The organism is Mastigocladopsis repens PCC 10914, from assembly GCF_000315565.1.
Taxonomy (GTDB): Bacteria; Cyanobacteriota; Cyanobacteriia; order Cyanobacteriales; family Nostocaceae; genus Mastigocladopsis; species Mastigocladopsis repens.
In genome coordinates this window covers 720,303-733,728 of the sequence record NZ_JH992901.1, presented here as the reverse complement: position 1 = coordinate 733,728, position 13,426 = coordinate 720,303, and the positions used below count along the sequence as shown (strand labels likewise).

General features: G+C 44.9%; 13 protein-coding genes. All 13 read left to right on the top strand.

The window, feature by feature from the left end; translation table 11 throughout:
- Positions 1-140 precede the first annotated feature (140 nt).
- The 13 genes from MAS10914_RS0105505 (at position 141) to MAS10914_RS0105440 (ending at position 13,414) form a co-directional block, all read left to right on the top strand.
- Positions 141-3,353: an efflux RND transporter permease subunit gene (locus MAS10914_RS0105505; RefSeq protein ID WP_017314907.1), complete on the top strand. Its 3,213-nt coding sequence runs from the start codon at positions 141-143 to the stop codon at positions 3,351-3,353.
- A gap of 364 nt (positions 3,354-3,717) precedes the next feature.
- The gene (locus tag MAS10914_RS0105500; protein ID WP_017314906.1) at positions 3,718-4,362 is read left to right on the top strand and encodes an antibiotic biosynthesis monooxygenase family protein; all 645 of its coding nucleotides are present in this window, start codon (positions 3,718-3,720) and stop codon (positions 4,360-4,362) included.
- Between the two features lie 130 nt (positions 4,363-4,492).
- A complete protein-coding gene (locus MAS10914_RS0105495; RefSeq protein WP_017314905.1) occupies positions 4,493-5,593 on the top strand; it encodes an alkene reductase in 1,101 nt (366 codons plus the stop codon).
- An 11-nt stretch (positions 5,594-5,604) separates the two neighbouring features.
- Positions 5,605-6,288, top strand: a complete 684-nt coding sequence (locus MAS10914_RS0105490) for a hypothetical protein (protein WP_017314904.1) — start codon at positions 5,605-5,607, stop codon at positions 6,286-6,288.
- 81 nt (positions 6,289-6,369) lie between these two features.
- Complete coding sequence (locus MAS10914_RS0105485; protein ID WP_017314903.1) at positions 6,370-7,566, top strand: MFS transporter; 1,197 nt, start codon at positions 6,370-6,372, stop codon at positions 7,564-7,566.
- A 171-nt stretch (positions 7,567-7,737) separates the two neighbouring features.
- Positions 7,738-7,908: an SDR family NAD(P)-dependent oxidoreductase gene (locus MAS10914_RS32630; RefSeq protein ID WP_017314901.1), complete on the top strand. Its 171-nt coding sequence runs from the start codon at positions 7,738-7,740 to the stop codon at positions 7,906-7,908.
- A 13-nt stretch (positions 7,909-7,921) separates the two neighbouring features.
- The gene (locus MAS10914_RS32625) at positions 7,922-8,047 is read left to right on the top strand and encodes an NAD(P)-binding domain-containing protein (protein WP_017314900.1); all 126 of its coding nucleotides are present in this window, start codon (positions 7,922-7,924) and stop codon (positions 8,045-8,047) included.
- Between the two features lie 37 nt (positions 8,048-8,084).
- Complete coding sequence (locus tag MAS10914_RS0105465) at positions 8,085-9,059, top strand: NAD-dependent epimerase/dehydratase family protein (RefSeq protein WP_017314899.1); 975 nt, start codon at positions 8,085-8,087, stop codon at positions 9,057-9,059.
- Positions 9,060-9,131: 72 nt separating this feature from the next.
- Positions 9,132-9,527 (top strand): VOC family protein, encoded by a 396-nt coding sequence (locus MAS10914_RS0105460; protein ID WP_017314898.1) that lies wholly within the window; start codon positions 9,132-9,134, stop codon positions 9,525-9,527.
- A gap of 45 nt (positions 9,528-9,572) precedes the next feature.
- Positions 9,573-11,237: a response regulator gene (locus MAS10914_RS0105455; protein WP_017314897.1), complete on the top strand. Its 1,665-nt coding sequence runs from the start codon at positions 9,573-9,575 to the stop codon at positions 11,235-11,237.
- A gap of 136 nt (positions 11,238-11,373) precedes the next feature.
- Positions 11,374-11,595 carry a type II toxin-antitoxin system Phd/YefM family antitoxin gene (locus tag MAS10914_RS0105450; protein ID WP_017314896.1) on the top strand — a complete coding sequence of 74 codons (222 nt, stop codon included), beginning with the start codon at positions 11,374-11,376 and terminating at the stop codon, positions 11,593-11,595.
- Positions 11,595-11,981, top strand: a complete 387-nt coding sequence (locus MAS10914_RS0105445; protein WP_017314895.1) for a type II toxin-antitoxin system VapC family toxin — start codon at positions 11,595-11,597, stop codon at positions 11,979-11,981. The genes MAS10914_RS0105450 and MAS10914_RS0105445 overlap by 1 nt, the downstream gene beginning before the upstream one ends.
- Positions 11,982-12,010: 29 nt before the next feature.
- Positions 12,011-13,414 carry an ATP-binding protein gene (locus MAS10914_RS0105440; protein ID WP_017314894.1) on the top strand — a complete coding sequence of 468 codons (1,404 nt, stop codon included), beginning with the start codon at positions 12,011-12,013 and terminating at the stop codon, positions 13,412-13,414.
- Positions 13,415-13,426 lie beyond the last annotated feature (12 nt).

The window sequence follows — 13,426 nt, the reverse complement described above, 5'->3', positions numbered from 1 at the left end:
CACTCTCAGTGATGAAATGAGCTGAGTGTATTGCACTCAATTGCAAACCGCTATAAAAAACAGCCAACAACTAACAATTAACTACTAACTACTAACTACTAACAATTCCTAATCCCAATTCCCCATTACTCTATTGCCCTATGTTCGTTGACTTCTTCATCAAGCGACCTGTCTTCACCAGTGTTTGCTCCATCCTCATTTTGCTGGTGGGGGCTATCAGCATCCCCACACTACCCACGGCGCGGTATCCAGAAATCAGTCCAACTGAAATTAATGTTACTGCTAACTACATCGGTGCCAGTGCTGAAGTTGTAGAAAACACCGTGACGACTGTCTTAGAGCGGCAGATTAACGGAGTCGAGGGCATGAAGTACATGAGCTCGAGCAGTAGTAACAGTGGCACCAGTACGATTACAGTCACATTTGACGCATCGCGCAATAAAGATATTGCAGCGGTCGATGTCCAAAATCGTGTATCGCAGGCTGAACCCCAGTTGCCAGAAACTGTGCAGAGAACTGGGGTTACAGTTAGCAAACAGTCCAGCAACATCCTTTTAGCAATAGGTTTATACAGTCAAAACAACGAGTACGACAACGTATTTTTAAGCAACTACGCCGACCTCTACATGGTAGATGCTCTCAAAAGAGTCAAAGGTGTAAGTGAGGCACGGATTTTTGGTGAACGCCGTTATGCTATGCGTTTGTGGCTAGACCCAAAACGCCTTGCCAGTCGCAACCTCACTGCTCAGGATGTGATCGATGCCCTCGAAGAACAAAACATACAGGTAGGTGCTGGGCAAATCGGTCAGCAGCCGACTCCAAAAGACCAGATGTATCAAATAGACCTGAGAGCGCTCAGCAGACTCACGGAACCATCCGAATTTAGCGAAATGGTTCTCAAAACAGGTGAGAATGGCACGCTCGTCAAGCTAAAAGATGTGGGTCGGGCGGAACTGGGAGCAGAAAATTACAACACATTCCTCCGTTTTAGAGGCAACGAGGGCGTAGGTATCGGGATATTTCCCATTCCGGGAAGTAATGCCTTAGACGTTGCCAGGGAAGTCAAAGCTGAAATGGTGCGACTCGCTCCAAATTTTCCGCCTGGGATGAAATATCAGGTAGCCTTCGACACAACCTTGTTTGTGGAAGAGTCGCTAGCGGAAGTGATCAAAACCCTGTTTGAGGCACTTGTCCTCGTAGTCCTGGTCATTTTTATCTTCTTACAGGACTGGCGCACCACTCTCATTCCTGTCATTGTCATTCCCCTAACATTGATTGGCACCTTTGCGTTTATTAAAGCTTTTGGGTTTTCAATCAACACCCTGACCTTATTTGGTCTAACTTTAGCCACCGGGTTAGTCGTCGATGACGCAATCGTCGTAGTTGAGAACATTGCCCGCCTGATCGAGGAGGAAGAAATGTCGCCGCGTAAGGCAGCCTCCGAGTCAATGCGTGAACTTTTTGGAGCGGTGATTGCCACTTCCTTGGTGATGATGGCAGTATTTGTGCCTGTTGCCTTCTTTCCCGGTTCTACAGGACAGATTTATCGCCAATTTGCGCTGACAATTGCCTTCTCGATGGCAATTTCTACCTTTCTTGCCATTACCCTGACTCCTTCCCTCTCAGCCCTGCTGCTGCGTCGCGGGCAAAAACCACGCGGGTTACTGGGCTGGGTGTTTACAAGGTTTAATAACTTTATTGATTGGACACGTAAGAAATACGAGCGATCGCTTATCTTCTTCAATCGTATCAGGGCTGTCGTAGTGCTGCTGTTTATCCTCTCTTTAGGGCTGACAGCTTGGCTTTACACCAGCGTGCCTACGGCATTTCTCCCTGAAGAAGACCAAGGCTATTTCATCACCATTATTCAAGGACCTGAGGGGGTTTCGCTCAACTACACCAGTAAAGTCATGGGTCAGGTAGAAGAAGAAATCCTCAAATTACCTGAAGTTACAGGTACCTTCGCCATAGGTGGCTTTGGTTTTAGTGGCAGCAGTGCTAACAATGGTGTCATTTTTACAACCCTTAAACCGTGGGATGAGCGTCACGAGCCGGGTCAGTCAGCAGAAGCAATCATCAACAATATGCGGGGGAAGTTCTCAGCAATTTCCGAAGCGAGAATTTTCCCAGTGAATCCGCCATCAATTGAAGGTTTAGGAAGTTTTGGCGGCTTTGAATTTCAGCTACAAGACAGAAGAGGCAACAGTGGCTTAGATAGCATGCTGCAAGTTATGGATCAGTTAATCCAGCAGGGGAACCAGACGCCAGGATTACAAGCTGTATTTAGCACTTTTGCCGCGAATACGCCTCAGCTTTTGATTGAACTAGACCGCAACAAAGCCAAGGCGCTGCAAGTCGATGTAGATGATATCTTTAATACCCTACAAAGTTACTTAGGTTCGCGGTATGTCAACGACTTTAATTACCTACAGCGGACTTATAGGGTGTACGTGCAAGCAGACGCGCAGTTTCGCTCCAATCCGGAGGATATTGGTCAATTGTATGTCCGTTCTGCTGATGATCAAATGATTCCCCTGAGCAATCTGGTCAAGGTGACTCCTACGACCGTCGCGCAAACAATTAATCACTACAACTTGTTCCGCTCAATTGCAATCAACGGTTCAGCTGCTCCTGGTTCTAGCTCCGGAGGAGCAATTCAAGCAATGGAGCAAGTAGCAAACCAGGTTTTACCAGAAAGTTTTGGTTACGAATGGTCGGGGATTTCGGCTGAAGAGCAACAGTCTGGTGGTCAAGGACCTCTGATTTTTGGTTTGGGTCTTGTCTTCGTCTTCCTAGTGCTAGCTGCTCAGTATGAAAACTACGTTGACCCGTTGATTATTATGCTGTCAGTTCCCTTGGCTATATTGGGGGCGCTAGCGGCGCAGTCCCTACGGGGTCTAAATAACGATATCTTTTGCCAGGTAGGTTTAGTGATGCTGATTGGTCTGGCAAGTAAGAATGCGATTCTCATTGTGGAGTTTGCCAACCAACTACGCGAGCAGGGGCGTTCAATTACCAAAGCAGCGATAGAAGCATCAGAACAACGATTACGACCAATTCTGATGACAACATTTGCTTTTATTTTGGGTGTTTGGCCATTGCTATTTCCTGAAGGAGCAGGCGCAGCTAGCAGAAAATCTCTTGGTACAGCCATCGTTGGCGGGACGCTTATCTCCACTTTGTTGAGTCTGTTTGTCGTGCCAATTCTCTATATCGTGATTGGGAAAATTCGCGATCGCTTGCTACGACGCCGCAAGCCTCAACAGCAGATCCAGCCAGTTGATGATGGTAAGCCAGTTGATGATGGTAAGCCAGTTGAGGATGGTAGAGTTCCTACTGAAAGCCATCGATAAATTTACTAAATAGGGTGGCATTGCCCACCCTATTTCTTGTTTGGCACTGATTGATCAACAAAAATTGTTTGATCAAGATTCATCCAATCATCACAATCCCTTATATTGCTAAAAACAATTATGCAATTCCAATTCAAGCTGGTTTGACTTATATGTAGTGAGGATTTCAGTCCTGCTAAATCGGTAAAAGAGGACTAAAGTTCTCACTACGAACTTCTAAAGGTTATATAAGCAAACTTGATATCATAACCTAGAAAAATGGCTAGTAGCGGTAGTGCATGACACAAGGTACGATGCTTCCTGGTTCCTAATTTTAAGCAATCCCAAATCATTCTAATTCACCAAAACATCAGGAGATAAAAGGATGCCTACGATTGCCAAAAACAATGATGTGATTACGGTGATCATTATCTTGGCTGTAGAACCGGAACGTCAGCAGGAACTCATTGAGACTATCATCGAATTCCTTGAAACAACAGTAAAGCACCAGCCTGGTTTTGTTTCATCTAGCATCCACAAAAGTATAGATGGCGTGCGGGTGATGAACTATGCCCAGTGGAAAACTCACGAAGACTACCAAGCGTTTATCAACCATTCCGAGGTGCAGGAAAAAGGAGCTAAACTTTCTCAGTTCCAGCTTCTTGATTCCCACATTTTTGAGGTCGTTGTCTCCAAGCCTGACAATCACACCCCCAAAATTACTAAAGGTGGTTTTCTCACTCACCTGGCAGAATTTCGTATGAAACCGGAGAACCAGCAAGCGATGCTGGATTTAGCGAACAAAGAGATAGTGACAGCAATAAAACAGAATCCGGGACTGATATCTGCAACGTTCCACCGTTCACTTGACGGTACACGCGTCATGAACTACGGACAGTGGCGTTCTCAAGAAGATTTTGAAGCAATTTTAAAGAAACCAGATTTTGAAATCGAATCAGGCTATTGGGTAGATTTAGCTGAGAACGAGTTTCATCTTTATGAGGTAGTTTACACTCAGCCTGCTGATTGATTAACTTTGTTTGTTTTAAATCTCACGCAAAGGCGCAAAGGCGCTAAGAGAAACTTTGCGTCTTTGCGCGAAATAATTATCCTTCCAATGTGCCATCCCGATTGATTCTTGCCAAAAGGAGCTAACCTCTGTGACCACCAATATCAATCTTTTCACTCCCGTTCAACTTGGTCCCTACACCCTTGCAAACCGGATGGTGATGGCACCAATGACCCGTTTACGCGCAATTGACAGCATCCCCAACCCATTGATGGCGACTTATTACGCGCAACGAGCCACAGCAGGGCTAATTGTCACTGAATGCACGATGGTTTCACCCTTGAGTTTAGGCTACATTAACTGTCCGGGTATTTACTCAGCAGAACAAATTGCTGGATGGCGGCTGGTGACGGATGCGGTACATGAGAAAGGAGGAAAGATTTTCTTGCAATTGTGGCACTCTGGGCGGATTTCTCATCCTTCTTTACTGAGTGGAGAGTTACCAGTTGCACCCTCTGCCATTGCTGCTCCTGGGGAACTGCACACTCCTCTAGGCAAAGTTGCAATGGAAACTCCCCGCGCCCTAGAAAGCCACGAAATTCCTGAAATCGTCGCTCAGTTTCATAAAGCGGCTGAAAATGCTCTGGCTGTGGGATTTGATGGCGTGGAATTGCACGGTGCATTTGGTTACTTAATTGACCAGTTTCTGCAAGATTGCACAAATCAACGTACTGATGAATACGGTGGTTCGATAGAAAATCGGGCACGATTTATGCTGGAAGTTGTGGAAGCAGTCGCGAGTGTGTGGGGGGAAAATCGTGTTGGTATCAAACTTTCGCCCAGTAACACATACTACGGGATGGGCGACTCGAATCCGCAAGAAACTTTTGGTTATGCAATAGATGCTCTCAACCGCTTTGAATTGGCATATCTGCACCTGATGGAACCAAACGCGGTTGATTTGGCAAATCGCCATGTGATGAATCCGGTAACACCATACTTCCGTAGAATTGACAAAGGAACTTTGATCACTAATGGCGATTACGACCATCCCAAGGGAAATAACGTACTCGCGCTTGGTGATGCAGACTTAGTTTCCTTTGGCAAGTTATTTCTTGCCAATCCTGACTTACCCAAACGCTTTGAACTGGATGTATCTTTGAACGTGCCAGATCCAAAAACTTTTTATGGTTCTGGCGATAAAGGATACACAGATTACCCATTTCTTGCTGTTCAATCAACAGGCTCATAGGAGATTTGCAAATGATATTTCGCTCACATACGGCATGGTTTGTTTCAGTAGCTGTTACATTACTTAGTGTTGGAGCAAGTTCCACAAGAGCGATTGCCCAGAGCGCAGCGCCGCAAACGGCGATCGCCCAAACCACATATCAATTTGACGTATCTTATGACACAGAGGTTATTCTTACGACCATCACGTCTGAGGTCTCTGAGGCATCTATCTCAGGTTATAACCCTGAAGCCGCGTATGGTCTGACTAACTTTGAGAGTACGAACTATAGTCAGTTTGACTCCAATGCTGGTGTATACACATTTGTTGCAGACGCAGCACAGTTTGGTTTAGAAGGCTTACCAGTAGGCACTGATGTCTTTTTTGGCAGTGGAGAAGATAAGCTGTTTGGAACCAGTAACGCCACAGCTGCAATTAACTATACAAACGGTACATTAGAGGGTTATGGCACCATAACTATTACTGGTGGTGCGGGCAGGTTCAGCGGCGCTACTGGCACATTGAACTTTTTCGAGACGGAGTCACTCAACCAAGACCCAACTGCTCCCTTAAGAGGTCAGGCTTTCTTAAATGGCTCCTTTCAAACTCCTCAGCAAGTGCCAGAACCGAGAATCAACTTGGTAATAGCTGGCGGAATCATTGGAGCCAGTTTCCTGCTGCGCCAACGCCGTCTTCGTTCTGCTGGTGAATCATAACGTCCAGTTGGGTAGGGTAGTTTACTCACCCATGCCCATAAATCCATCCCTATTTAATTCAATACAAAAAAATAAATTTTCATGCAACCAGCAAGGATTGATAGCGAGCAAACACCTCCCAAGAAGCTGTACATGGACATAAATTTTTATGTTATTTGTGCAGTTTCTCTCATGGCTGTTCTCGGAGTTGCTAGCGTAACTCCGGCTTTTCCTAAGGTATCTCTAGCATTAAATATCAATCCCAAAAATCTTGGATTGTTAGTTACAGTATACACCTTTCCTGCTGTCATTTTAGGTCCTATTATTGGTGTATTGGCTGATAGGTTCGGTAGGAAAAAAATTATTGTTCCTTCATTGTTTTTATTTGCGATTGCTGGGACAGCGTGTGCTTTTGCCCCTAATTTTAACCTTTTACTATTGCTGCGTTTCCTACAAGGAATTGGTGCTGCTCCTTTGGTATCTATGAGCCTTACCTTAATAGGCGATCTGTATGCAGGAGATAGGCGCACTACTGCAATGGGTTACAACAATGCCAGTATCACTAGTGTAGGCACAGCCATTTATCCAACCATTGGTGGGGCATTGGCAACTTTGGGCTGGTACTATCCCTTTCTTTTGCCCATTCTAGCTCTTCCTATTGGTTTGCTAGTGCTATTTGTTTTAAAAAATCCAGAACCACAAGGTGAAAGAAACCTCCAAGAGTATTTGAGAAATGCTGTGCAAGCTTTGAAAAACCGTAAGTTAGCTGGTCTTTTTCTTGGTAGTGCTGCTAACTTCGTTCTTCTCTACGGAGCATACATAAGTTATTTACCCCAATTAATAAACGATACTTTCAAAGCGCCTGCTGCTGCAATAGGACTAATACTATCTAGTGTTTCAATAGCAATTGTTATTGCCTCTTCGCAACTAGGAAGATTGACTAGAAAATTTCATACCACAACTTTAATTAGAGCATCTTTTATTTTGTATGCTTTGGCTCTATTGACAGTTCCCCTCATACAAAATCTCTGGTTACTATTAATTCCTACGACAATTTTTGGCATTGGTCTAGGGATTGGTGCTCCTAGTATCCAAACTCGTTTGACAGAAATTGCACCAAAACAATATCTGGCTACGATTCTCTCTGTAAACGGCACATTTTTCGGGTTAGGACAAACCCTTGGTCCATTACTCATGCTCTTAGCCTTTAGTTTGGGAGGTATCAATAGTGTGTTTTATGCAGGAGCAGTATTTGCAATTCTTACCCTTGTTGTGTTCAGGTATTGCACTTGCTTGTAATTAAGGAAATGAGATGAGATGAGTCAGTCAAAGGTTGCAGTTGTTCTGGGAGTAGGTTCGGGACTAGGAGCCGCAGTTGCTCATCGGTTTGCCGAGAAGGCTTTGCTGTAGCACTAATGGCGAGAAACACGAAGCAACTTGCTCACATTCAATCAGAAGAGGTGGATACGTATGAATTCGCAATTTCAAGGAAAATACGCCCTTGTCACTGGCGCGAATAAAGCCATTGGTTTTGCCATTTGTCAAGGACTGCTTGCAGCTGGGTTTGAGGTGATTATAGCAGCGCGATCGCTTGACAATGCCAAAGCAGCATCAGAAAAATTGCCATCTGTTTTTAGTTAGGAAACTGTAAACCATGAAAATTGGCACGATTGGTACGGGGAATATGGCAAGGTCTTTGGGGATCTTGTGGGCAGAACAGGATCACGAAGTTTTTTTCGGTTCCCGTGACTCTGAAAAGGGTAAATCTGTACTCTTTTAGTATTAAGTGCAGTAGGCAGTGAGAGCGAGTATTGAACATGGTAGAGTCAAAAGACACGACTTTAAGCCTTGTCGTCACGGGCGCAGATACAGAGCTTGGGTTAGAAACCATACGGCAACTGGTTGCTTGTAGGTACCAAGTTACTGGAATTGCACAAAGTAAGGATGGTGCCACAGCAATAACCTCTGTTGGTGGAACACCTGCTGATGCCAACCTAACCAGCGCCGCCGAACTCAAAGATGTTTTACGTACAGCCAAAGCAGAAGTCGTGCTGAACTTAACGCCACAACTGGCAAACACACTACTGCACGATGGGCAGGGCTGGAAAGGGTATGACAAGGTACTCCCTGCTACGACTACCGCATTGCTAGAAGCAGTAGAAGATACAAATGTCAAGTTTCTCGTCCATACTAGTTATGCCTTCCTCTATGGCAACGCAACAGATGCCACGGAAAGCACCCCTCTAACTGCACCCAGTAATGACGCGATTTTTACCGCAGCCATCGATGCAGAAAAGCGAGTTATAAACAGCAAGATTCCAGCTTGCGTATTGCGAATGGGATACTTATATGGTCCTCAATCTAAAGACCTGAAGCTGTATGTAAAATCGTTCAAGCTGGGTCGTCCTTATTTTGCAGGTCGCCCCAGTAATTTGGCAAACTGGCTGCACTTTGAGGATGCAGCGATCGCCTTGGTGCAAGTGGCACAAAAGCAACCCACAGGTGCAGTCTTGAACGTCGTTGATGGTAATCCGGTATCGTTTGCTGATTTTATTGATAACTTTGCCTTCACATTAGGAAGAAAGCGACCCGGACACATTCCTATGTGGCTCACGCCTCTAGCACTCATACTTGTAATTAAACCTCAGCAAGTGGAATTGCTCGAACTTTCTACCACCGTGAAAAATGACGCAATTCGTCAGCAACTTGGATGGAGTCCTCGCTATGCCAACTATCGTGAAGGTTTACAACAAACTGTACAGATATGGCGCAGTAACAACGAGATTGAATAATGGACTCTCAACCATGAGATGGTGGGCAAGATGCCCGCTACACAAAAGTGTAAAAAAAGAGGCATAAAGTAAATGAAAGTTGATAGAGCATACACAAGATTGTTAGTCAACGACTTAAAGGCTTGCTTTTTGTTCTACAAAGATGTCATGGAATTTGACGTTACTGTAGCAGATGAAGAAGGCGGATACATGGAGTTTAAAGCCGGAGATCTGAGACTTGCAATATCACACCGGCAGGAAATGGCACAAATGATTCACAATGGAGAGAAGCCTCCTCATGCGGAATGCCAAGATACAGCGGCATTGATTTTTACTGTGCATGATTTGGATGAGGAATATCAGCAATTAAGACATAAGGGTGTGCAATTTACCGCAGCACCTATGAATAATCCCTACTATGGAATTAAAACAGCTTATCTTCGAGATCCAGACGGAACTCTGATTGGTTTGTACGAGTTTCTTGTGTGATATATAAAAAACCAGCAATTAAACAAGAGAGGTCACCGAAGCGCTATGGCTAAACCTGTAATCATAACGGTTGACGATGACCCAGAAGTTTTGCAAGCTGTGGCGCGGGATCTGCGGCAGGAATATGGCGATCGCTTCCGCATTATCCGCGCCGAGTCGGGTGCGAGTGCCTTGGACGCTTTGGAACAACTCAAACTCCGCAATCAGCCAGTGTCACTATTCCTTGTCGATCAACGGATGCCACAAATGTCCGGTGTGGAGTTTTTGGAACAAGCCATATCAATGTTCCCAGAGGCAAAACGTGCTTTACTCACCGCTTATGCAGATACCGATGCTGCTATCCGCGCCATCAACTCCACAAAAATCGATTACTATTTGATGAAGCCGTGGGATCCGCCAGAAGAACTCTTGTATCCAGTACTGAACGATTTACTCGAAGACTGGCAAGCAACCTTCCACCCACCGTTTGAAGGTATTCGCGTCATCGGTAATCGTTGGTCGCCCCATTCCCATCAGGCTAAAGATTTCCTAGCGCGAAATCAAGTGCCTTACCAGTGGCTGGATATTGAATTATCAGAAGAAGCACAAAAACTCACAGAATATGCTAGTGGAGATAAAGTAAACCTGCCCGTCGTCCTCTTTGCTGACGGTTCCCATCTCATCCAGCCAACCAACTTGCAAATTGCTGAGAAAATTGGGCTACGAACTCAAGCAGAAAAACCGTTTTATGATTTGATTATCGTTGGTGGCGGTCCTGCGGGTTTAGCAGCTGCGGTGTATGGCGCATCCGAAGGGCTACGCACGGTGATGATAGAACGTGAAGCCCCAGGAGGACAAGCAGGGACAAGCTCACGTATCGAAAATTACCTTGGGTTCCCCACAGGCTTGAGTGGGGGTGATTTGGCACGGCGTGCTGTAACACAAGCAAGACGCTTTGGTGTCGAAATTCTCACACCGCAAGATGTTATGGGTCTTCGCTTAGAAGACCAGTATCGAATTGTGCAATTGGGAGACGGTAGTGAAATCAGTTGTCACGCCATGATCTTGGCGCTGGGTGTGTCCTGGCGGCGGCTGGATGTTCCTGGACTTGATCGGCTGACTGGTGCAGGGGTCTACTATGGTGCGGCGCAGGCTGAAGCAATGAGTTGCCAAGGTGAAGAAGTTTACATTATTGGTGGCGCAAACTCAGCAGGACAAGCAGCGATGTACTTTTCGAGATACGCCCACACGGTCACAATGTTGGTGCGTGGCGACTCCCTAACTAAGAGTATGTCCCAGTATCTGATTGAGCAAATTGCAGAAACACCAAATATCGCGGTTAAGACACATAGCAGTGTGATAGAGGCAAAAGGAGAAACAAGTTTAGAAGCAATTACTATTCACAATTCTTTGACAGGTGAAACGCAAACTGTTCCTGCAACATCACTGTTTATTTTTATTGGCGCAGTTCCCCGTACTGAATGGCTAGATGGCGTGGTGCAACGAGATGAACGCGGGTATATCATAACAGGTCCAGACTTGCACAAAGATGGGCAACGCATCAAAGGATGGACGCTAGAACGCGATCCCTTCTTACTAGAAACGAACATTCCTGGCATTTTTGCAGTGGGTGATGTGCGTCATGGTTCAGTGAAGCGAGTGGCTTCTGGCGTTGGTGAGGGTTCAATCTGCGTTCAGTTTGTTCATCGATACCTCAGCAACGTGTTGTAATGCTTGCTCTTGTCTGGCAGATAAATTCTTGATTTCTGTCAGTCAAGTCAGATTTTTCTATGTTGCTGAAAAGCCAAATACTGGGAATCTCTTGAATTTGATGTCAACATTGATTTAGAACCCAGAGGTAACAGCCATGCAAGAAATAACTCTCACTGAAGCATCTAAACAATTGCCTGAATTAATTGAAGCAGCCATGAGTGGTGAAGAGATCGTAATTACAAAAGACAATCAGCCCGTTGTCAAACTAACACCTGTATCGACTGAACGTCGTTCGCTGTTTGGGAGTGCTAAAGGCTTGATTACAATATCAGATGATTTTGATGAACCGCTAGAAGACTTTAAGGATTATATGTAATGAGGCTGCTGCTGGATACTCACACATTCATTTGGTTTTTTACAGGCAATACAAAAATCAGCAACCAAGCCAGGGCGCTAATTGAGAATCAGGATAACGAAAAGCTGCTAAGTACAGCTAGTGTCTGGGAAATGGCAATTAAACAAAGCACAGGCAAGCTCAGTTTTCATCTGCCATTTGAGGTGTTTATCAAGCAGCAACTCAGTCTTAATGACTTCAATTTACTAGACATCAAAATAGACCACCTTGCTGTTGTTGCTACTCTACCTTTTCACCATCGTGACCCATTTGACAGACTTTTGATTGCACAGTCTATCGTTGACAAAATACCTATTTTAAGTATTGATTCAGCCTTTGATGCCTATCCTGTTGAACGGCTATGGTAGGTAGCAATTATTTAATATAAGGAGTTGCCATGCTGCACGACCCAAATCAAATGACACTGTTTCCTAAATTGCCAGATGATGCTTTAGAGGAAATGAAGCAGTTTGGTAAAGAAATACAACTGAATGCGGGCGATGTGCTGTTTAGTGAAGGTGACTCGAACTACAACTTTCACATTGTCTTAGAGGGCGCAATCGAAATTACTAAGCAAGTGGGCGTTGAGATGAAAGTGCTAGCTGTTCATCGTCGTGGCGAGTTTATGGGCGAACTTTCGATGCTGACGGGTTCGGGTGCGATCGCCAACGCCCATGCGATCGCACCCAGTCGCGTTTTGCAAATAGACGTTGAAACATTTAGACATATCCTGATTGAATGTTCGCCTATTGCTGATACTATCCTCAGCGCTATGGCAGGACGCACAAAAGATGTAGAAGCACAACTGCGGCAACAAGAGAAGATGGCAGCGCTAGGTAAAATGTCAGCAGGTTTGGCACACGAATTGAATAATCCAGGGGCGGCAGCCCGTCGCGCTGCTTGTCAATTGCGTGAGAATTTTCAAAACTTGCAAACTCAGGCTTTGCAGCTCAATTTACTATCTAAAGAGCAACTAAAATTCATTAATGATATTCAACATCAAGCAACACAACACACCTGTCAGTTGTCCAAACTAGACCCCATTACCCAAAGCGACAAAGAAGACGAAGTGACAGAATGGCTAGAAGACCATGATGTTAGTGATAGTTGGAAACTTGCCCCCACATTAGTTAACGCTGGACTAGATACGGAAAAGCTTGACACTTTAGCTGACAACATCCCCGTTGAATGTCTTGGAAATGTTCTCAAATGGCTTGAAGCGACACTTTCATCTTTTGGGCTGATTTATGAAATTGAGCAAAGTACCGTCCGCATCTCCGAGTTGGTGAAAGCCATTAAAGGCTATTCCTACATGGATCAAGCCCCTCTGCAAGAAATAGATGTGCATGAAGGAATTGAAAACACTTTGCTCATCCTCCATCATCGCCTTAAAAAGGGAGTTATCGTTAACCGAGAGTATGACCGCACTCTGCCAAAAATTTCTGCTTATGCCAGTGAACTCAATCAAGTTTGGACAAATTTAATTGACAATGCCATTGATGCCATGAAAGGCAAAGGCGATTTGACCATTCGTACTTATAAAGAGAATAACTGTCTTGTTGTGGAAATTGTTGATACTGGGGTAGGTATTCCATCAGCAATTCAATCCCGGATTTTTGAACCATTTTTTACAACAAAAGGAGTAGGGCAAGGGACTGGCTTAGGTTTAGAAATTGCCTATCGTATTGTTGTTAACAAACATCACGGTGACATCCGCTTTGAATCCCAACCTGGTGATACGCGCTTTCGAGTACGTTTGCCTATTCAAGCTGTGAATTCATGTCAAGGGGTTTCTGAGTAGAATTTTCACGCC